At 74.3% G+C, this 20839-nt stretch carries 18 protein-coding genes; 9 read left to right on the top strand and 9 right to left on the bottom strand.

Translation table 11 applies throughout. The features are described from left to right. Window positions 1–58: 58 nt before the first annotated feature. Both trpD and ACLQ2W_RS19800 read left to right on the top strand, forming a co-directional pair. A complete protein-coding gene (gene trpD, locus ACLQ2W_RS19805; RefSeq protein WP_425787696.1) occupies window positions 59–1105 on the top strand; it encodes an anthranilate phosphoribosyltransferase in 1047 nt (348 codons plus the stop codon). A 119-nt stretch (window positions 1106–1224) separates the two neighbouring features. Beyond that, window positions 1225–1431 carry a hypothetical protein gene (locus ACLQ2W_RS19800; protein WP_425787695.1) on the top strand — a complete coding sequence of 69 codons (207 nt, stop codon included), beginning with the start codon at window positions 1225–1227 and terminating at the stop codon, window positions 1429–1431. Window positions 1432–1781: 350 nt separating this feature from the next. Here the strand turns inward: ACLQ2W_RS19800 and ACLQ2W_RS19795 are convergent, their stop codons facing one another. After that, window positions 1782–2210, bottom strand: coding sequence for a cytochrome c oxidase subunit 4 (locus ACLQ2W_RS19795; RefSeq protein WP_281936746.1), 429 nt, complete (start codon window positions 2208–2210; stop codon window positions 1782–1784). A gap of 10 nt (window positions 2211–2220) precedes the next feature. Further along, the gene (gene coxB, locus ACLQ2W_RS19790; protein WP_405090595.1) at window positions 2221–3192 is read right to left on the bottom strand and encodes an aa3-type cytochrome oxidase subunit II; all 972 of its coding nucleotides are present in this window, start codon (window positions 3190–3192) and stop codon (window positions 2221–2223) included. A gap of 170 nt (window positions 3193–3362) precedes the next feature. Here coxB and ACLQ2W_RS19785 point away from each other — a divergent pair, with 170 nt between their 5' ends. Next, window positions 3363–4514 carry a cysteine desulfurase family protein gene (locus ACLQ2W_RS19785; RefSeq protein WP_425787694.1) on the top strand — a complete coding sequence of 384 codons (1152 nt, stop codon included), beginning with the start codon at window positions 3363–3365 and terminating at the stop codon, window positions 4512–4514. Continuing rightward, window positions 4511–4750 (top strand): sulfurtransferase TusA family protein, encoded by a 240-nt coding sequence (locus ACLQ2W_RS19780; protein WP_425787693.1) that lies wholly within the window; start codon window positions 4511–4513, stop codon window positions 4748–4750. Before ACLQ2W_RS19785 ends, ACLQ2W_RS19780 begins: the two co-directional genes overlap by 4 nt. Before the next feature lie 47 nt (window positions 4751–4797). Here ACLQ2W_RS19780 and ACLQ2W_RS19775 read toward each other — a convergent pair whose 3' ends face one another. From ACLQ2W_RS19775 to ACLQ2W_RS19760, 4 genes are all read right to left on the bottom strand, one after another. Continuing rightward, window positions 4798–5349 (bottom strand): AAA family ATPase, encoded by a 552-nt coding sequence (locus ACLQ2W_RS19775; protein ID WP_425787692.1) that lies wholly within the window; start codon window positions 5347–5349, stop codon window positions 4798–4800. Continuing rightward, a complete protein-coding gene (locus ACLQ2W_RS19770; RefSeq protein WP_425787691.1) occupies window positions 5346–6320 on the bottom strand; it encodes a carbohydrate kinase family protein in 975 nt (324 codons plus the stop codon). Before ACLQ2W_RS19770 ends, ACLQ2W_RS19775 begins: the two co-directional genes overlap by 4 nt. A gap of 173 nt (window positions 6321–6493) precedes the next feature. Continuing rightward, a complete protein-coding gene (erpA, locus tag ACLQ2W_RS19765) occupies window positions 6494–6865 on the bottom strand; it encodes an iron-sulfur cluster insertion protein ErpA (protein WP_107159973.1) in 372 nt (123 codons plus the stop codon). A 136-nt stretch (window positions 6866–7001) separates the two neighbouring features. After that, on the bottom strand, window positions 7002–8162 hold the full coding sequence (locus ACLQ2W_RS19760; protein WP_425787690.1) for a glycerate kinase: 1161 nt from the start codon (window positions 8160–8162) through the stop codon (window positions 7002–7004). Between the two features lie 43 nt (window positions 8163–8205). On the opposite strand from ACLQ2W_RS19760, the gene nadA reads away from it, so the two are divergent. From nadA to ACLQ2W_RS19745, 3 genes are all read left to right on the top strand, one after another. After that, entirely contained in the window at window positions 8206–9381 is a 1176-nt protein-coding gene (gene nadA / locus ACLQ2W_RS19755; protein WP_425787689.1) for a quinolinate synthase NadA, read from the top strand. Window positions 9382–9595: 214 nt separating this feature from the next. Next, window positions 9596–10951: a UDP-N-acetylglucosamine 1-carboxyvinyltransferase gene (gene murA / locus ACLQ2W_RS19750; protein ID WP_308447822.1), complete on the top strand. Its 1356-nt coding sequence runs from the start codon at window positions 9596–9598 to the stop codon at window positions 10949–10951. A gap of 69 nt (window positions 10952–11020) precedes the next feature. After that, window positions 11021–11629 carry a DUF3043 domain-containing protein gene (locus ACLQ2W_RS19745; RefSeq protein ID WP_425787688.1) on the top strand — a complete coding sequence of 203 codons (609 nt, stop codon included), beginning with the start codon at window positions 11021–11023 and terminating at the stop codon, window positions 11627–11629. 25 nt (window positions 11630–11654) lie between these two features. Here ACLQ2W_RS19745 and ACLQ2W_RS19740 read toward each other — a convergent pair whose 3' ends face one another. The 3 genes from ACLQ2W_RS19740 to ACLQ2W_RS19730 are packed head-to-tail and all read right to left on the bottom strand — an operon-like array spanning window position 11655 to window position 14324. Beyond that, a complete protein-coding gene (locus tag ACLQ2W_RS19740) occupies window positions 11655–12641 on the bottom strand; it encodes an ABC transporter ATP-binding protein (protein ID WP_425787687.1) in 987 nt (328 codons plus the stop codon). Next, complete coding sequence (locus tag ACLQ2W_RS19735) at window positions 12638–13453, bottom strand: ABC transporter permease (protein ID WP_425787686.1); 816 nt, start codon at window positions 13451–13453, stop codon at window positions 12638–12640. Before ACLQ2W_RS19735 ends, ACLQ2W_RS19740 begins: the two co-directional genes overlap by 4 nt. Window positions 13454–13472: 19 nt before the next feature. Next, window positions 13473–14324, bottom strand: coding sequence for an ABC transporter permease (locus ACLQ2W_RS19730; RefSeq protein WP_405090605.1), 852 nt, complete (start codon window positions 14322–14324; stop codon window positions 13473–13475). A 2774-nt stretch (window positions 14325–17098) separates the two neighbouring features. Here ACLQ2W_RS19730 and ACLQ2W_RS19725 point away from each other — a divergent pair. After that, the gene (locus ACLQ2W_RS19725; protein WP_425787685.1) at window positions 17099–19783 is read left to right on the top strand and encodes a WG repeat-containing protein; all 2685 of its coding nucleotides are present in this window, start codon (window positions 17099–17101) and stop codon (window positions 19781–19783) included. A 37-nt stretch (window positions 19784–19820) separates the two neighbouring features. Further along, the gene (locus ACLQ2W_RS19720; protein WP_425787684.1) at window positions 19821–20819 is read left to right on the top strand and encodes an aldo/keto reductase family protein; all 999 of its coding nucleotides are present in this window, start codon (window positions 19821–19823) and stop codon (window positions 20817–20819) included. Window positions 20820–20839 lie beyond the last annotated feature (20 nt).

Below are 20839 nucleotides of genomic sequence, written 5' to 3'. Positions count from 1 at the left end.
CGACGCGGCCGTGGCGCGCCCCCAACCGCTTCACTTCACGCCGCTCGGGAGGCCCGCCATGGGCGAACGGACCTGGCCGCTTCTGCTCAACGCGCTGCTGCGCGGCGAGGAGCTCTCCGCCGCCGACACCGCCTGGGCGATGGGCGAGATCATGGCCGGCTCGGCCACGCCGGCGCAGATCGCCGGCTTCGCCGTGGCGCTGCGCACCAAGGGTGAGACCCCGGCCGAGCTGGGCGGCCTGGTCGAGACGATGCTGACCCGCGCCGTGCCGGTCGAGCTGCCCGAGGAGGTACGCGCCACCGCGCTCGACGTGGTGGGCACCGGCGGCGACCTCGCGCACACGGTCAACATCTCCACCATGGCGGCGCTGGTGGTCGCCGGCACGGGTGTCCGGGTGGTCAAGCACGGCAACCGGGCCGCCTCCTCCTCCTGCGGCACCGCGGACGTGCTGGAGCAGCTCGGCGTACCGCTCGACCTGGCTCCGGAGCAGGTGGCCCGCTGCGTCACCGAGGCCGGGATCGGCTTCTGCTTCGCCGCCCGTTTCCACCCCGGCATGCGGCACACCGGCCCGGTCCGGCGCGAGATCGGCGTGCCCACGGCGTTCAACTTCCTCGGCCCGCTGACCAACCCGGCCCGGCCCCGCGCGGGCGCGGTGGGCTGCTTCGACCGGCGGATGGCGCCGGTGATGGCCGCCGTCTTCGCGGCCCGCGGCGACTCGGCGATCGTGCTGCGCGGCGAGGACGGGCTGGACGAGTTCAGCACCGCCGCGCCGACCCGGGTCTGGGTGGCGCAGCAGGGCACCGTCAGGGAGTCGGTGCTGGACGCGGCGGAGCTCGGGGTGCCCCGGGCCACCCTCGCCGACCTGCGGGGCGGAGACGCCGTCCACAACGCCGACGTGGTCCGGCGGCTGCTGGCCGGCGAGACCGGCCCGGTACGCGACTCCGTGCTGGTGAACGCTGCCGTCGCGCTGGCCACCCAGGGCCCGCTCGACGGCGACCTGCACGAGGCGCTGCGGGTCAACCTGGACCGGGCCGCCGAGGCGGTCGACTCGGGCGCCGCCGCGAGCACGCTGGAGCGCTGGCTGGAGGTCGCGCGCTCCGCCTGAGCCGTGGCTGTCGGACCCCCGTGCCAAACTACAGGGGAGTAATTTTCCGTTTTCGGTCGATAGCTCTGTCGGTCGGTGGCGTCCCGCCCCGGCCGGCGCCGGAGCGAAAGGAGACGCCCGTGTCGGACCGCGAGCTCTACTGCGACATCTGTGAGGGCGTCGTGCTGTTCGAGACGCCGCACTGCGGCGACGGGCACGGCGCCGACTGCCCGGAGCTGGCCTGCACCGGCTGCGGCGCGGCGGTGCTGACCGCCGCCGGCACGCTCCGTCCCGCGACGCGGTCCCGCCGGCGCGTGCCGCGCCCCGCCCACCGCCACGCCGCCTGACCTGACCCCGCATCGCCCGGTCGACGTCCGGCCCCGTCGACCCGCCACCCCGGACCGATCAGCAGCAACGCCGGGAGCCCGTAACCCGCCGGGTCCAGACGGCGAGCCCCGGGCACCCCACCGCACCCCATCTCGGCGGTCCCACCACTCCGGTGACCAAGGACTCCGCGTCGAAACCCACCACCCAACCCCGGCGGGCCGGGGGCGGTGATCATGAGGTTGGCGGCGACAATTCGGACAGTCGACGCCGCCAACTTCATGATCGACTAGGCAGGGGAGGCGGAGGGTGGGGACGGCGGCAGGCCCGCGGCCCCGGAGGGGGCGCGGGCCTGCGGCGGAGCTGGTGCGGGTCAGTGCTCGGCGGTGCGGCGGGTGCCCGAGTAGTACTCGAAGAGCAGCCCGCAGGCGGCGAAGACCACCGCCACCAGGCCCAGGCCCAGCAGCCAGAACTGCCAGAACACGAGCCCCAGGCCGGCGATCGCGGCGGCCAGCGCCAGACCGAACGGCCAGTAGCTGCCCGGGCTGAAGAAGCCGATCTCACCGGCGCCGTCGGCGATCTCGCCGTCGGCCCGGTCCTCCGGACGCAGGTCGATCCGCCGGGAGACGAACCAGAAGAAGCCACCGCACATCGCGCAGAGCAGGAAGGAGAGCAACAGCGCCACGGTGCCGACCCACTCGACGTGACCGCCGCTGTCGCCGTACGTCCAAGCGCCGTAGAGCACGGTCGCGCCGAGAAGGAACGTGGCGATGGTGAGGAAGATCTTCCACTCGGTCTTCATGCCGAACCCCTCAGCTTCCCGCGCCGGCCGACGCGTCGGACGGGTTGAAGTTCGCGGTGTTGCGCCGCGTGTCGAACGGCTTGGTCTCGGTGGCGTACTCGGGCTCACCGATCGCCTTGAGCGCGTCCTGGGTCGAGTTGCCGGCCTTCTTGGCGGCCAGGAACTGGTCGAACTTCTCCGGCGAGACGACCCGCAGCTCGAAGTTCATGAACGCGTGGTAGCTGCCGCACAGCTCGGCGCAGCGGCCGACGAACGCGCCCTCCTGGTCGATGCTGGAGACCTCGAAGGTGTTACGGACGTTGCCCGGCATGACGTCGCGCTTGAACAGCAGCTCCGGCACCCAGAACGAGTGGATGACGTCGCGGCTCTGCTCCTCGAACCGGATGGACCGGCCGCTCGGCAGCACCAGCACCGGGATGACCTCGCTGGTGCCCAGCGTCGAGGCGACCGTGTTCGCGTCCCGGCCCTGGCCGTCGCGGTAGTTGAACTGCCAGTTCCACTTGAACGCGACGACCTCGACGGTGACGTCGGGGTTCTTCGTCTCCTTGTTCACGTCGGTCTGCACGACCGCGGTGTAGTAGAAGAGCACGGAGACCACGAGGATCGGCGCGATGGTGTAGAGGAACTCCATCGGCAGGTTGTAGCGGGTCTGCACCGGCAGCTCGTTGCCGCGCTTGCGGTAGCGGACCACGCACCAGAAGATCAGGCCCCAGACGAACACGCCGACCGCCAGCGCCGCGATGCAGGACGCGATCCACAGGTCGTACATCCGGTGCGACTCGGGCGTGATGCCGCCCTGCGGCCAGCCGAAGCCGCCGAAGGTCTTGCCGACGTCACAGCCGGTGAGCGCAACCAGCAGCGCCGCTCCGCCGAGACCGAGCCCGGCGAGTCGACCAGCACCACGCCGCCGACGCCCACCGGCCCCCGGGGAAGCGCTGTGCCGTACGGCCGACGGCCGTACCTCCGAACTCCTTGCGACCACCTGGTCCTGCCTCCCTAGCGCGCCGCGGCGGTTGTTTTCCTGACACCGACGGCAAAGGCGTCACCGACGGTCGCAGATTACTCGACCATGGCGGGCCAGGCGGTCTTGGGGTCACTGTCCGCCCCCTTCGGGGAGATCGTGGGCGGGCCCGGGCGATAGCGTGCAGGACCATGAGCGCCTCCCCCGTCTACCTGGACGCCGCCTCCGCCGTCCCGCTCCATCCGGTCGCGCGGCAGGCGCTGCTGGCCGCCCTGGACGACGGCTGGGCCGACCCGGCCCGGCTCTACGCGCCGGCCCGCCGGGCCCGCCAACTCCTCGACGCCGCCCGGGAGGCCGCCGCGCAGACGCTCGGCGTCCGCGCCGACGAACTCTCCTTCACCCCCAGCGGTACGGCCGCCGCGCACGCCGCCGTGCTGGGCGGACTGGCCGGGCGACGCCGGGCCGGTACGACTCTGGCGCACTCGGCGATCGAACACTCGGCGGTGCTGCACGCGGCGGATCGACACACCGCCGGCGGGGGCGACGCGGTCTCCGTACCCGTGGACCGGCTCGGCCGGTTGGACCTGGACGCCTGGGCGACGGCGGTGACCGCCCCCGGTGTGGCGCTGGCCGCGCTGATCGGGGCCAGTCACGAGGTCGGCACCGTGCAGCCGGTGCCGGCGGCGGCCGAGGTGTGCGCCGAGGCGGGCGTCCCGCTGTACGTGGACGCGGCCCAACTGGTCGGCCGGGCGCCGCTGCCGGCGGGCTGGTCGGTGCTGACCGCCAGCGCGCACAAGTGGGGCGGACCACCCGGCGTCGGGCTGCTGGTGGTGCGCAAGGGCACCCGGTGGGAGTCGCCGTACCCGGCCGACGAGCGGGAGTCGGGGCGTACCCCGGGGGTGGTGAACCTGCCGGCGGTGGTGGCCGCGGCGGCGAGCCTGCGCGCGGCGGCGGCCGACGCGGCGGCCGAGGCGGCCCGGCTGGCGCCCCTGGTGGACCGGATCCGGGCCCGGGTGGCGGCGGAGGTGCCGGACGTGGAGGTGGTCGGCGACCCGGTGGACCGACTGCCCCACCTGGTGACGTTCTCCTGCCTGTACGTGGACGGCGAGGCGCTGCTGCACGCGCTGGACCGGCGCGGCTTCGCGGTCTCCTCCGGCTCGTCCTGCACCGCGTCGACGCTGCGCCCGTCGCACGTGCTGGAGGCGATGGGGGTGCTGTCGCACGGCAACGTGCGGGTGTCGCTGCACCGAGAGACCACCGAGGCGGACGTGGAGCGGTTCCTGGCCGAACTGCCCGGCATCGTCGCCGACCTGCGCGCCGAGGCGGGGGTGACCGGCCTGTGAACTCCGGAAGCGAGCCGGACGAGGTGCTGGACTGTCGGGGCCAGCGCTGCCCGCTGCCGGTGATAAACCTGGCCCGCCGGCTGCCCGACCTGCCGGCCGGGGCGGTGGTCCGGGTGCTGGCCGACGACCCGGCGGCGGCCGTGGACATCCCGGCCTTCTGCCGGATGCGCGGCCACGAGTTCCTCGCCGCCCACCCCGACGCCGGCCCCGCCTACGACATCCGCCGCACCCCCTGACCCCCCACCCCGGCGGATGGGTGGGGGGTGAGGGGTGGAGAGGAAGGTCAGGTGAGGTAGGCGAGGATGCCGGGGAGGGGGTCGGCCGCCACGGCGGTGTCGACCACCAGGCGGGGGCCGATCAGCGGCTCGTACTCGGCGCGGCGTACCAGCGTCTGCTCCCAGGTCGCGGGGGCCTGCCCGGCGGCCGGGCGGGCCTCGACCCGACGCCGGTGCTCCGCCTCGTCACCGCAGTGCACCTCGATCACCCGCAGCGGGACGCCGGCCCGTTCGGCCAGGTCGTGCCAGAGGCCGCGGGCGGACGCGACCGGGTTCACCGCGTCGATCACCACGCTCAGCCCGAGGCCGAGCTGCACCTCGGCGAGCCCGGCGACCGCACCGTACGCGGCCATCCCGGGCACGTCACCGACCAGTCCGTAGCGGCCCAGGGCCCGCTCGACCGGGTCGACCGGCAGGACCGGGGCGCGCAGCGCGGCGCCGACCCGCACGGCGAGCGTGCTCTTGCCCACGCCGGGCAGCCCGGCGAAGGCGACAAGCACCGGCCCCCCGCCCGAGCCGGGGCGGACCGCCGCGCCGGTCGGGCCGGTCGGGACGCTCACAGCAGGTGCGGCCGGACGTCCTCGGCGGCCGCGTCCCCGTACGACTCGGCGAGCCGCTTCACGAACAGGTCCCGCCGGACCTCGTACTCCTGGCCGCCGAAGTTCTCCAGCACCAGGGTGGCCAGCAGGCAGCCGACCTGGGCGGCGCGCTCCAGCCCGACGCCCCAGTCGAGCGCGGCGAAGAAGCCGGCCCGGAAGCCGTCGCCGACGCCGGTCGGGTCGACCGCCTGGATCTCCCGCGCGATCGGCACCCGGATGGCGCCGATCTCCCGGCCGGCGATCTCCACCCCGTGCTTGCCCAGCGTGGTGACCCGCACCTTGACCCGGTCCAGCAGTTGCTCGTCGGTCAGGCCGGCCTTGCTCTGCAGCAGCGACTTCTCGTACTCGTTGGTCATCAGGTACTCGGCGCCCTCGACCAGGCCGAGCACGTCCGCGCCGTCCATGCGGGCGAGCTGCTGGGACGGGTCGGCGACGAAGGCGTAGCCGCGGTCCCGGCACTCGGCGGAGTGCCGGATCATCGCGGCCGGGTCGTTGGCGCTGACCAGCACCAGGTCGAGGCCGCCGAGGCGCTGCGCCACCGGGGCCAGCTCGATGTTGCGGGCCTCGCTCATCGCGCCGGCGTAGAAGGACGCGATCTGGCACATGTCGGTGTCGGTGGTGCAGACGAAGCGGGCGGTGTGCGCCACGTCGCTGACGTGCACCGAGTCGCAGTCGACGCCGTGCCGCTCCAGCCAGGACCGGTAGTCGGCGAAGTCCGCCCCGACGGCGCCGAGCAGCACCGGACGCAGCCCGAGCTGGGCCATGCCGAACGCGATGTTGGCCGCGGTGCCGCCGCGCCGGAGCACCAGCTCGTCGACGAGGAAGGAGAGCGAGACCTTGTCGAGCTGGTCCGCGAGGAGCTGGTCGGCGAAGCGGCCGGGGAAGCTCATCAGGTGGTCGGTCGCGATCGAGCCGGTCACGGCGATCTTCATGTCAACCCTCGTGGTCGGGAGCACGGCGCGGTCAGACTACCGGGCGTCCCGGCGCTCCGGTCGATGTCGGTCGTGAACCGGCCGTTCACCGCACGTTCGCGTAGTAACGAAAACGGCGGAACCATCCCGGAAGGGATGGTTCCGCCGTTCGGCAGGCGTTTCGGCCCGTCGACTCAGCTGAACGAGTCGCCGCAGGCGCAGGAGCTGCCGGCGTTCGGGTTGTCGATGGTGAAGCCCTGGGCGTCGATCCGGTCGGCGAAGTCGATCGTGGCGCCGGTCAGGTACGGGGCGCTCATCCGGTCGACGACGACCTCGACACCACCGAAGTCGGTGACGACGTCACCGTCGAGCGACCGCTCGTCGAAGAAGAGCTGGTACCGCAGGCCGGAGCAGCCACCCGGCTGCACGGCGACGCGGAGCCGCAGGTCGTCGCGGCCTTCCTGCTCGATCAGGGCCTTGACCTTCTGCGCCGCGACGTCGGTGAGGACGACGGTGCTGGGGGCCTCCTTGGCCTCGGTCGACTCGGTCTGCGCTGGCGTGGTCACGTGGAAGTCTCCCTGCGCGGTATGAGGTCCGGACGTACTGGCCAACGCCGCACGTCCGCCAGTATTCCCGGTGGTCCGCCTCCGATCGTACGCCGCTGTCGGCGTGATCACCCGGCGGCGTGACCAGCGGTACGCCTCAGCGGCTCCACTGGCCGGCCAGCCGGGCGCCGAGCGCGTGCAGCCCCTCGGCCGGCCGCTCCATCGCCGCCGCCACTCCCCCACGCTCCTCGCCGCCGAAGTGCTCGACCAGGCTGTGCGCCTCGGTCACGCCGGCCGCGGCGGCCTCCCGCCGCCCGGTGCTCACCCGTCCCGCCAGCACCACGCACGGCACACCGCGGTCGCGGGCCGCCCCGGCCACGCCGGCCACCACCTTGCCGCGCAGCGACTGGTGGTCGAAGGAGCCCTCGCCGGTGATCACCAGGTCGGCGGCGTCCAGCGCGGCGTCCAGGCCGACCGCGCGGGTGACCAGGCCGATGCCCGACTCGCGCCGGCCGCCGAGGGCCAGCACCGCCGCGCCGAGGCCGCCGGCCGCGCCGCCGCCGGGCCGCGCGCCGAGGTCGGGCGGGCACCCGGGGAGCGTCTCGACCAGCACGGCCGCCCAGCGCTCCAGCGCGGCGTCCAGCAGCAGCACGTCCGCCCGGTCGGCGCCCTTCTGCGGCCCGAAGATGCTGCTCGCGCCGTGCAGCCCGAGCAGCGGGTTGTCCACGTCGGTGGCGGCGACCAGCGTCGCGCCCCGCAACCGGGGTACGCCGTCGAGCGCGGTGACCCCGGCCAGCGCCGCTCCGCCGTACGGCAACGCCCGGCCGCCCGCGTCGAGCGCTGTGACGCCGAGCGGGACGAGCATCCCGGCGCCGCCGTCGTTGGTGGCCGAGCCGCCCAGCCCGAGCACCACGGTCCGCGCGCCCGCCTCGACCGCGGCGGCGACCAGCAGTCCCAGCCCGTACGACGTGGTGGCCTTCGGGTCCCGTTCGGCGGCGGACAGCAGGTGCAGGCCGCACGCCTGCGCGCTCTCCAGGTACGCCACGCCGTCGTCGGTGAGCAGGATCTCACCGGCGGCGGGACGGCCGAGCGGGTCGACCGTGGGCACCGGCAACCGCCGCCCGGGCAGCACCCCGGCGAGCACCTCGACGAACCCGGGCCCGCCGTCGGCGAGCGGTCGGAGCAGCAGGTCGTCGTCTCCGGCGACGGTCCGCCAGCCCTCGGCCACCGCGGCGGCCACCTCCGGGGCCGACAGGGTGCCGGCGAACTTGTCCGGGCAGAGCAGCACGCGCATGCCGAGCAGTGTGGCAGGCCACATCCGTGGCGGCTGCGCGGCGGCCGGGCTGTGGGACCATGGGGACGTGACTTCGACCTGGGTTGAGCCCTCCAACACGGCCACTGCGCTGCTGCTCCTCGGCCGCGGCAGCGATCCCGCCACCGAGCGTGGCGTGGAGTGTCCGGGCGACCTCCCCGCGCCGAGCGATCCCGACCTGGTGGCCCGCGCGACCGCCGCGAAGGCGGCGCTCGGCACGAAGGTGTTCGTGCTGGGCCACCACTACCAGCGCGACGAGGTGATCCAGTTCGCCGACGTGACCGGCGACTCGTTCAAGCTGGCCCGGGAGGCGGCGGCCCGCCCGGACGCGGAGTACATCGTCTTCTGCGGCGTGCACTTCATGGCCGAGAGCGCGGACATCCTGACCTCGGACGCGCAGAAGGTGATCCTGCCGGACCTCGCCGCCGGTTGCTCGATGGCCGACATGGCCGTGTTGTCGCAGGTCGAGACCGCCTGGGACACGCTGACCGACCTGGGTGTGGCGGCGGACACCGTCCCGGTGACGTACATGAACTCCTCGGCCGACATCAAGGGTTTCGTCGGCCGGCACGGCGGCGTGGTCTGCACCTCGTCGAACGCCGAGCGGGCGCTGGACTGGGCGTTCGAGCAGGGCCGCAAGGTGCTGTTCCTGCCCGACCAGCACCTGGGCCGCAACACGGCGGTGCTGGAGATGGGCTTCTCGCTCGACGACTGCGTGCTCTACGACCCGCACAAGCCGGGCGGCGGGCTCACCGCCGAGCAGGTCCGCGACGCGAAGATGATCCTGTGGCGCGGGCACTGCTCGGTGCACGGCCGGTTCACCCTCGACAGCGTGCACGACGTGCGGGCGCGGGTGCCCGGCGTGAACGTGCTGGTGCACCCGGAGTGCCGCCACGAGGTGGTCACCGCCGCCGACCTGGTGGGCTCCACCGAGTTCATCATCAAGGCCATCGAGGCGGCCCCGGCCGGCTCGGCGTGGGCGGTGGGCACCGAGCTGAACCTGGTCCGCCGGCTCGCGCTGGCCCACCCGGACAAGCAGATCATGTTCCTCGACCGGGCGGTCTGCTACTGCTCGACGATGAACCGGATCGACCTGCCGCACCTGGTGTGGGCGTTGGAGGAGCTGGTCGCCGGCCGCGTGGTCAACCAGATCACGGTGGACCCGGAGACCGCCGGCCACGCCCGCGCGGCCCTGGACCAGATGCTGGCGCTGCCCGGCGCCTGATCACCCTCGGTGAGATCGCTGGCACGGAAACGTACCGGACACCCCGGTTCGTGCCCCCGCTGGCGATGTGACCGATTCCATTCTCGTCACGGAGGGCTATGCTGCCGGGGCGACGACATACGCGTGCCGGTTTTCCCATGGCCGCGATCCGGGTAGCGATGAGCAATCGCGAGCCCTCACCTACACGGCAACACCCAACGCGCTGGAGGTTGCGTTGACCGACGACGTCCTGGTCGTACACGGAGGCACTCCGCTCGAAGGGCGGATCCGCGTGCGCGGCGCGAAGAACCTCGTGTCGAAGGCGATGGTGGCCGCCCTGCTCGGCGACACACCCAGCCGGCTGTTCGACGTGCCGCGGATCCGTGACGTCGAGGTGGTCCGCGGGCTGCTCGGCCTGCACGGGGTGAAGGTGACCGACGGCACCGAGGACGGCGAGCTGGTCTTCGACCCGTCCAACGTCGAGAGCGCCAGCACCGACCAGATCAACGTGCACGCCGGGTCCAGCCGGATCCCGATCCTGTTCTGCGGCCCGCTGCTGCACCGGCTCGGCCACGCGTTCATCCCCGACCTGGGCGGCTGCCACATCGGCCCGCGCCCGATCGACTTCCACCTGCAGGCGCTGCGCGAGTTCGGCGCGACCGTCGACAAGACCCCCGAGGGTCTGCACCTGTCGGCGCCGAACGGGCTGCACGGCACCAAGTTCGCGCTGCCGTACCCGAGCGTCGGCGCCACCGAGCAGGTGCTGCTGACCGCGGTGATGGCCGAGGGCGTCACCGAGCTGCGCAACGCCGCCGTCGAGCCGGAGATCATCGACCTGATCTGCATCCTGCAGAAGATGGGCGCGATCATCAAGGTCCACACCGACCGGGTGATCGAGATCCAGGGCGTCAAGAAGCTGCACGGCTACACGCACCGGCCGATCCCCGACCGCATCGAGGCCGCGAGCTGGGCGGCGGCGGCGCTGGCCACCCGCGGCCACGTCGAGGTGCTCGGCGCGCAGCAGGCCGACATGATGACGTTCCTGAACATCTTCCGCTCCGTCGGCGGCGAGTACGAGGTCACCGACAGCCGGCCGCCGAAGCTCGGCGACCCGGGCCAGGAGGGCGGCATCCGGTTCTGGCACCCGGGCGGCGAGCTGAACGCGGTGGCCCTGGAGACCGACGTGCACCCCGGCTTCATGACCGACTGGCAGCAGCCGCTGGTGGTCGCGCTCACCCAGGCCCGGGGCCTGTCGATCGTCCACGAGACGGTCTACGAGCAGCGGCTCGGCTACACCGAGGCGCTGAACACGATGGGCGCCAACATCCAGGTCTACCGGGACTGCCTCGGCGGCACGCCGTGCCGTTTCGGCCGGCGCAACTTCAAGCACTCGGCGGTGATCGCCGGCCCGAGCAAGCTGCACGCGGCCGACCTGGTCATTCCGGACCTGCGGGCCGGGTTCAGCCACCTCATCGCGGCGCTCGCCGCCGAGGGCACCTCCCGGGTGTACGGCGTCGACCTGATCAACCGGGGCTACGAGGACTTCGAGGCCAAGTTGGCTGACCTGGGCGCGCACGTCGAGCGTCCCTGATCCACCCGGTCACCGGCCCGGCGCACCGCGATGTGCGCCGGGCCGCACCGGTTGGCTACCCTTGCCGGCGTGCCGTCGCTGTTTCGCCGCAAGTCCGCCGACCCCGTCGAGGAGTCCGTCACCACGGTGACGACCGACGAGGAGTCCGCCGCCGCCCGCCCCCGGGGCTACACGCCCAGCAAGAAGGAGTTGGGGCGGACCACTCCGAAGCGTCCGGCCGCCGGTCGCCGGGCCGCCGCGCCGGTCCGCCCGCTGACCAAGGAGGAGGCCCGGGAGCAGCGCCGCGCCACGCGCGCCGAGGCCACCGCCGAGTTCCGCCGCGAGGGCGGTCCGCGGGACCGCGGGCCGGAGCGGCTGCTGGCCCGCAACGTGGTCGACTCCCGGCGTACGGTCGGCACCTGGTTCTTCGGCGGCGCGCTGATCGTGCTGGTCGGCTCCAACCAGGCCATGCCGCCGGTCGTGCGGCTGGCGTCCAACCTGCTCTGGGGCGCGCTGGCGCTGGGCGTCCTGATCGACTCGGTGCTGATCTCTCGGAAGATCAAGAAGCTGGTCCGCCAGCGCTTCCCGAAGAGCACCGAGAAGCTGGGCTCGCTCTACTTCTACGCGATCATGCGGTCGATCACGTTCCGCAAGATGCGCGCCCCGGCCCCCCGGGTCAACATCGGCGACAAGGTCTGAGCAACGCGTTGAGAAGGGCCCCCTGCTATACGCCAGGCGTTAACAGGGGGCCCGTCCTTTCGCTCTGGTAGAGGCGGGCGACGACCTCCTCGATGTCCGGCTCCACGATCGAGATGTCGCGCAGCGTCGCCAGGCCGGCCAGCCCGGCCACCACCTCGGCGACGCTCGCCCGCTCCAGCGCGAACACCAGCCGCCGCCCGTCCGCCTCCACCCGCTGCACCGGCGCGCCCGGCAGCACCGGCGGCTCGGGCAGCGCGGTGTCCAGCTCGGCGACCACCATCCGGCGTGAGCCGTACCTGTGGTGCAGCTCCGCGATCGACCCGTCGTGCACCACCCGGCCGTGGTCGATGACCACGAGCCGCCGGCAGAGCCGTTCGATGTCGGCCAGGTCGTGCGTGGTGAGCACCAGCGTGGTGTCGCCGGCCCGGCCCAGCTCGGCCAGGAAGCCGCGGACCGCCTGCTTGCTGACCACGTCCAGCCCGATGGTCGGCTCGTCCAGGAAGAGCACCTCCGGGCCGTGCAGCAGCGCCGCGGTCAGCTCGCCGCGCATCCGCTGACCCAGGGAGAGCTGCCGGACCGGGGTGTCCAGGAACGCGTCCAGGTCGAGCAGGTCCCGGCAGCGGGCCAGCCGGGCCGCGTGCGCGCCGGCCGGCACCCGGTAGACGTGCCGCAGCAGGTCGAACGAGTCCCGCAGCGGCAGGTCCCACCAGAGCTGCGACCGCTGCCCGAACACCACCCCGATGCGCAGCGCCAGCCGGGTCCGGTCGGCCACCGGCCGCAGCCCGCAGACCCGGGCCCGGCCCGCCGACGGCATGAGCACACCGGTGAGCATCTTCAGCGTGGTCGACTTCCCGGCGCCGTTCGGCCCGATGTAGCCGAGCATCTCGCCGCGCTCCACCCGCAGGTCGACGCCGTCGACCGCGGTCACCGTCCGTTTCTCGCGGCGCAGCGTCCCGGTCCTGACCCGCACCGTGAACTCCTTGCGCAGCCCGTCCATCTCGATGACGTTCATGACCCCGTACTCCGGTAGTGACGGACCCCGACGCGCCAGGCCACGGCCGCGACCGCCGCCGCGACCAGCGCGACGCCCGGCGCGGCCCAGCCCACCCAGGCCGGCAGGCCCAGCGGGTCGGCGCGGCCGAGCAGCGCCAGCGCCGGGTGGTAACTGACGAACGCGAACCCCATCCCGTACGCGAACAGCGCGCGGAACCACCCGCCGTAGACGGTGACCGGGTACGAGGTGAAGTCGCGCCCGCCGTAGGTGACCGAGTTGGCCAGCTCGCCGGAGTCGACCCAGTAGAACGACACCGTGGCGGTGGTGACGAAGACCGAGGCGAAGAAGACCACCGCGGCCGGCGGGGCGACCAGGGCCAGCGCGACCCGGCCCGGGGTCCAGTCGATCCCGGCCGAGGCGAGCGCGAACCCGAGCACCGCCAGGCCGAACACCGCGCGGGACACCTTGCGCAGCGGCAGGTCCATCAGCAGCAGTTGGGGCAGCGCGGCGAGCGGGCGGACCAGCACCGCGTCGAAGAGGCCGGTACGAACGTACCGGGGCAGCCGTTCGACGTTGCCGACCAGCAGGTCGGCGGCGGCGAACCCGCACGACGACAACCCGACCACGACAAGCGCCTCGCGCAGCGTGAAGCCGCCCAGCTCGCGCGTCACCCCGAAGATCACCAGGACGGTGACCACGTCGAACACGGTCGCGCCCAGGTTGCCGACCAGGTCGACCACGAACGACGTGCGGTAGGCCGCCTGCGAACGCGCCTGCGCCCCGAGCAGCGCCCGGTACGCCCGCAGCGCCCCGCCGCCGACCTCAGCCACCCTGGGCGCACTGCCGTGCTCAGCCACCCTGCACCACCAGGCGACGCTCGGCCCGGCGCTGCACCAGCCGGCAGAGCGCCAGCAGCAGCACCGCCCAGCCGAGTTGGAGCCCGACCAGGCCGAGACCCGTCGACATCGGCTCCCGCTCGACTAGCACGTCCAGCGGGACCTGGAGGAGGCTCGGGAACGGGGTGGCGTAGCGCAGGGTCGCCTCCAGCCAGCCGGGCAGGAAGCCGAGCGGGAAGTAGAGCCCGGCCAGCACGCCCGAGCCGAGCGTCCAGAGGATCATCGGGCCCCGGACGTCCTGCAACCAGTAGGCGGTGGCGTTGACCAGGTAGCGGCAGCCGAAACAGACCACGACCGCGAGCAGCGCGGAGAGCAGGAACAGCGGGACGGTGGCCCAGTGCCGGGGCAGGTACACCGCGAAGAAGAACGGGCCGACCACCAGCGGGGGCACCAGCCGGGCGAGCGCGGCGAACCCGGCCCGGCCCACGTCGACGGCGAGATAGTTGGTCACCGGGTGCACCGGTCGCAGCAGGTCGGCGGCCACCTCGCCGGAGCGGATCCGGTCGGCCAGCTCCGTCCAGCCCCAGATCGCGATGACCGCCAGCAGCCCCTGCCCGGCCCAGACGAACGTGGCGAGCTGCGCCCGGTCGTAGCCGGCGACGGTGCCGGCCGCGTCGGTGGCGGCGAGGAAGATGTAGCAGCGCAGGAAGCCGAAAACGGTGTTGGTCACCACGCCGGCCACGGCCGCCTGGCGGTAGGTGGCGTGTCGCCGGAACCCGGCCGCCACTATCGCGCCGAATGTCCGAAACCATGGGGTAACGTGTCCATCGGTGGGTGACGCCACAGTGGCGGTGACCGAGCCCACGCCGTTACCCTCCTTCCGCAGCCAAGACGTGCTGGCCGGGCGACTCTACCGGCACGTCCGCCGCCCCAGCGCGACAATTTCCAACGAGGTGACACCGCCGTGAGCGAGCGACGCGAGCCGGTTCCGGGGCCGCGCCGCGCGAGCCACGGAAGGGGCTGCCGATGAGTGGCTGGGGCAGCTGGCGTGAGCCGGCCGAACCGGCCTGGGCGCTGGAGCCCACCCACGAGTGGCAGCCACAGTTCCCCGGGCAGCGCTACCCGGGTGACATCGGCCTCGAACACCTGACGCCCCCGCCGCGTCGCCGGGCCGTGGTCGGACGCGCCGAGGTACGCCCGGTCAGCCCCGCGCCCGAGGACGCGCATCCGATCAGCCCGGCGCCGACCGACGCGTACCCGGCCGGCCCGGCCGACCCGCGCGGGACGTACCCGGTCAGCCCCGCCGGACGGCGTGAGACGTACCCGGTCAGCCCGGCCGGCCCACGCGGGACGTATCCGGTCAGCCCCGCCGGACGGCGTGAGACGTATCCGGTGAGCCCGGCCGGCCCACGCGGGACGTACCCGGTCAGCCCGGCCGGGCCGGACGAGCCACGCGGGCAGCGGCCGGTCGGTGCGGCGGGCGAGTGGCGCGGCCGTCCGGACCGCCCCGGCGCGGACGGCCGACCGCCTCGGCCGGCGGACCGGACCCCGCCCGGCCCGCCCCCGACACCCGAACGCTTCGACCAGCGCTGGACCCACCCCGGGTCGCCGTCGCACCGGTCGACCCCGCCGGCACCGGGCTGGATGCCGGAGCCGAGCGAGGCCCCGCAACCCGCCGCGGGCTGGTCCGAGCGCCGCCGGCCGCCGGACGACCGCCGCGCCCCGGTGGACGGTCGCGAGGCCGGACCCGACCGTCGCGAGGCCGGACCCGACGGTCGCTGGGCTCCGGCGGCCGACGCGGGGCGGAATGCCGTACCCGGCCGACCCACGGAACGCCACGGCCAGGTCGGTCCCGCGCCCGATCGTGGCACCGCGGCACGCGGCGAGCCGGGTCGTGACGGTTGGCGCGAACCGGGACCGCCTCCGACGGACCGGCGCGAGCCGACCGGTGGACGGTGGGCCGACGGCACGCCGCGCCGGGACGCCGCCGGCCCCACCGGGACCGACCGGTACGGCACCCCGCGCCCCGCCGTCGACCAGCGGTGGGACGGTCAACGCCCGCCACTCGACCGGACCCACGCGCCGCAGGGCGAGTGGCCGGTGATCGAGCGGCGGTCGCGTACCGAGCCGGCCGCGTACCAGCCCGACGAGCGGTCCCGCCCGCACGCGGAGCGGCCGGCGCGGGACGGGTACCCGGGCGGTCCGACCGACGACCGGCGCCGCGACGGCCACCGTCCGGAGCAGGACGGCCCGGCCCGCCCCCGCCCCGAGTCCCGGGAGGCCCGACCGCCCGCCGTGCGCCCCGACCACCGGCCTCAGCCGGCCCAGTGGCCGGCACGCCCCGACGAGCACCCACCGGTCCGTGCCGGTGACGCCCCGACGCGGCCGGTACCGCCGAGCCGACCCGACGAGCCACGGCGGTCCGCTCCCCCGGCCCCCGGTCGCTACGACGAGATCCGCCGGCCGGCTGCCGAGCAGGATCGCCGGGTCCCCACCGGACCGGCCGCCACCGGACCAGCCGCCACCGCTCCGGTTTCCGGCGTGCCCGGAACCGGCGTGCCCGGAACCGGCGTGCCCGGGACCGGCCGGTCAGCGGCACCCGCGGCACGGGCGTCCGCGCCCGGGGTGGCGGCCGACGCGCCGGCTCCGACCGCTCCCGCTCGTCCGGCTCCGACCGCTCCCGCTCGCCCGGCTCCGCCTGCCTATTCCGGCCCCGCGTCCGGGCAGACATCCGGAAGTGGCCCGGCCCGATCCGGCCCCTCCGGTCCGGCGGAGGTTCGAACGCCACACACCGGGCCCGCCACTTCGGCCGGGAATGAACGCCCGACAGCCGGCGCGACAGCCGGCGGCACGGCTGCTGACCCGGATCAGGACCGGCGGGAGCCTGCCCGGTACCGCCCGCCGGTACCCGAGGCGAATCCGGCACCACAGCCGAGGGACTCCGGTGCGGAGGCATGGTTCCGGCCGAACAAGCCGGCGACGACCGGCGGGCGTGACGGCCAGCCCGACGACACGGCCCGTGCCGAGGCACAGGCTGCGCCGTCCGTTTCCGCCGGGCCGACCTTGCCCGCAGAGCCGGTCACCGCCACTTCCCCGACCGGCCACACGCCGACGGACCGGCTTCAGACTGCCGTACCGACCGGCCCGGCCCGGACTGCCGCACCGGCGGATCAGGACCCGGGTGTCGTGCCGGCGGACGAGGACCCGGCTGCCGCGCAGGCCGGACCGGAGCGGCGGCTCGCTTCGATCGCGCCCGCCGAACCGACGGGTGTGACAGGCGACCGCTATCGACCTGGGAGCGTGAACGACTCGGCGGTCGTATCCGGGATCGGCACCGCGTCCCGGACCACCGAACGAGCCGAGGACACCGGGCCCGCCTCCACCTCCGTCGACCATGTCGACCCGCCGGCCGAACCGGTTGCCGCCACGGCAACCGAGGTGACGCTTCCCGACGCGCACCCGGCGTCGATGCCTGCCGAATCCCCGACGCCGACACCGCCCACCCCCTCCGCCGCCCCTCGAACCTCCACGCCGGCTGTCCCGGCCACCGGCTCCGTACCATCCGCCGGTCACGACCGGCCGGCACCGGCCGAAGCGTCGACCGCGGACCACACCGTCAGGCCCGGCCAGGTCGACGCGTTGACCGACGACCAGGACGCCCGCACCACCGCCCGCAGCGACGCGTTCACCGACGACCGGGACGCCCGCACGACCAGCGATGCTGCGGCCGCCCGCACCGGGGCCGACGCCGCGCCGGTCACGGTGGCCGACGATGAGCCGCTCACGGGCACGGGCACGGGCACGGGCACGGGCACGGGCACGGGCACGGGCACCGATGAGACGCCGAACGCAGCGGCCGACGATGAGCCGGTCGCGCTGGCCGGTGACATGCCGCACACGGGCACCGACGACGCGCCGGTCACGGTGGTCGACGACGCGCCGCACGCGAGCCCGGGCACCGACCTCGGGTCAGACGCGGTGACCGACGACCCACCGCACGCCGGCACCGGCGCCCCGTCACACGCGATCGTCGCCGACGAACCGCGCGCCGAGACCGACGCCACGGCATACGCGGTCGCCCACGTCCAGCCGGGTACCGGAACCGACGCCGTGGCGTACCCGGATGCCATGTCGCAGGTCACGGCGGTCGCGGGGATGACGCGCCCGGCGGGAGCGACAGCTGACCCGGCCACGCCGTCGAAGTCCGGGAGCACCGGTGCGGACGGCGACGGGCGCGGGCACGTGGTGCCGGGCGACCTGCCCGCTGACGCCGCCGCACCCGGCTCCGCGCCGATCATGGACGCCCCGACCGGTGACGAGCGGGCCGGCGACGGCCCGACCCTCGACGAACGGGCCGCCGACAACGCGACCGACCACAGCTTGACCGACGACGTCCCGACCGATGACAACCTGACCGGCGACGCCCCGAGCGACGACAAGGCGGTCGAGGACGGCGCGCGCGGCAGTGAGCCGGGAGACATCTTCCGACCGGTACCGGACCGACGGGTCACGATGGCCGGCGAGGAGCGACCCGTCGGGGCGACCCGCGCTGACGAAGAGCCGCGTCGTCCAGTCGCTGCCGAAGAAGATTCGGTCTCGCTGCGGCCGGCCGCCGTGAATTCCACCAGCGCCGCCTCAGCCGAAGAAAATACGGCTGGGCCGTCCGCGAGTCCGCCCGACGCCGCCCGGAGCGTCGCCGCGACCGACCCGGAGCCTGCCGGCCCGACCCGGATGGACGGCGCTACCACCGGCTCACGTGCCACCGGCACGACCCTGGCGGACAGCTCGACCCCGACCGCCACGAGCCCGACCGGCACGCCCCGGACCGGCGACATCGGCCCCGACACCGGCAGCGCCGACCCGGCCGGCGGAGGGCGGGGCTCACCTGAGCCGACCGGTTCGGCGTCGACACGTGCCGACGCCGAACCGGCACGTGTGGACGAGGCCGACGGGCCGGCTGACGCGCGTACCCCGGAAGAGGGGCCGGCGGGCGACGAACCGGCGCCGGCGCGACCGGTGGACCCGGAGCGGGCCCTGGCCGCGGTCGGCTGGCGGCTGCACCCGGAGACGCTGCGCGAGGAGGCGCCCGATCCGGCGGAGCTGCGGCGGATCCGGGACGGGCTCACCGGCAAGCTCGACACCGCGCTGGACAACCGCAGCCGGGCCCGGCTGCTCAGCCTGCGTGCGGTGGCGTCCCGGGTCCTCGGTGACGCCGACGACGCGGTCGCCGACGCGCGGCTGGCCCTCACGTACGCGGAGGCCACCGGTGAGTTGCGGCGGACCGCGCTGGCCCGCGCCCGGCTGGCGGAGGTGCTGCGGTGGCGGGGCGAGTACGCGGAGGCCGACCGGCTCTTCGCCGAGGCGAACTCGGCGGAGCTGCCGGACCGGTTGCGTGCGCTGCTGCACGAGCACGCCGGTCGCTGCTGTTACGACCAGGGTCGGCTGACCGAGGCGTGCCTGCACTTCGAGCGGGCGCTGGACCTGCGCCGGGGCGAGGACGCGGCGCTGAACGCGCGGACAGTGGTCGCGCTGGACGCGGTCGCGGCGCGGGCGGCGCGCGACGGGTTCGGGCCGGCGCCGCGTGGGCGGGCGGAGGTGCTCGGCACGCCGCGGTACCCGGTGGCGACGTTCGACGAGGAGCAGGAGCTCTGGGGGTACGCGGACGCCGACGGTGAGCTGGTGATCCGGCACCGGTACGCCGAGGTGCAGCCGTTCCACGAGGGACTGGCCTGGGTCCGGCGGCCGGAGGCGTCCCGCTGGGCGTTGATCGACACGTCGGGGGCGGCGCTGATCGAGGCGAACAACGGCTACCGCTCGGTGCGCGCGTTCGCCGAGGGTCTGTCGTGGGTGAGCATGGACGGCAAGGGCCGGTGGATGGCCGTCGACCGGACGAACATCGTGAAGATTCCGCCCGGTTACGAGGAGGTCCGGTCGTTCCGCAACGGTCTGGCCGCGGTGCGGCAGAACGGCGGCTGGGGGGCGGTGGACCACGCCGGCGAGGTGGTGGTGCCGACCCGCTACCACGGCCTCGGCACGGCGCTGGCCGACGGCCGGGACCTGGACGGCTTCACCGAGGAGGGGCTGGCGGTGGTCGAGCTGGCCGGCCGGCGGGGCGTGGTGGACCGGAACGGCCGGGTCCGGGTGGCGCCCGCGTACCCGACGCTGGTGATCCACCCGGTGGCGTTCCTGGTCGCCACCGAGGCGGGTCGCTGGGGCGCGCTGGACCGGCACGGCGACCCGCTGATCGACCCGGTGCACCCGGGCCGGGCCGCGGTGTCCGCCGAGATCGACCGGCTGCTCGCCGACGCGAACCCGGTGCTCTGAACCGGCGGGTCAGGGGAGTCGGGGCTAGGGTCGGAGCATGGAATTCCGACACCTGGGCCGTTCCGGCCTGATGGTCAGCGAGATCTCGTACGGCAACTGGATCACCCACGGCTCGCAGGTCGAGGAGGACGCGGCGGTCGCCTGCGTGCGGGCCGCCCTCGACAGCGGCATCACCACGTTCGACACCGCCGACGTCTACGCCGGCACCCGCGCCGAGTCGGTGCTCGGCCGCGCGCTGGCCGGCGAGCGCCGCGAGGGGCTGGAGATCTTCACCAAGGTGTACTGGCCGACCGGGCCGGGCCGCAACGACCGTGGCCTGTCCCGCAAGCACATCATGGAGTCGATCGACGGCTCGCTGCGCCGCCTGCAGACCGACCACGTCGACCTCTACCAGGCCCACCGCTTCGACGTCAGCACCCCGCTGGAAGAGACGATGGAGGCGTTCGCCGACGTCGTGCACGCCGGCAAGGCGCACTACATCGGCGTCTCGGAGTGGACGGCGGCGCAGCTGCGCGAGGCGCACGCGCTCGCCCGTGAGCTGCGCATCCCGCTGGTCTCCAGCCAACCGCAGTATTCGATGCTGTGGCGGGTCATCGAGGCCGAGGTGATCCCGGCCAGCGAGGAGCTGGGCATCGGCCAGATCGTCTGGTCGCCGATGGCGCAGGGCGTGCTCTCCGGCAAGTACCTGCCCGGCCAGCCGCCGCCGGCCGGTTCCCGCGCCACCGACGAGAAGTCCGGCGCGAACTTCATCGCCCGGTGGATGTCCGACGAGGTGCTCACCCGGGTGCAGCAGCTCAAGCCGCTCGCCGAGCAGGCCGGGCTGACCATGGCGCAGCTCGCGGTCGCCTGGGTGCTCCAGAACCCGAACGTGTCCTCGGCCATCATCGGCGCGTCCCGGCCCGAGCAGGTGCACGACAACGTGAAGGCGGCGGGCGTGAAGCTCGACGCCGGCCTGCTCAAGGCGATCGACGACGTCGTCGAGCCGGTCGTCGAGCGGGACCCGGCGAAGACGGACAGCCCGGCGCGGCGTCCGTGACGTCAGTCGTCCCCGGGCCG

It is taken from the genome of Micromonospora sp. DT227, assembly GCF_049841835.1.
In the GTDB taxonomy this organism is placed as follows: Bacteria; Actinomycetota; Actinomycetes; order Mycobacteriales; family Micromonosporaceae; genus Micromonospora.
The sequence above is the reverse complement of the archived record's forward strand: the minus strand, read 5'-3'. Positions and strand labels throughout refer to the sequence as shown.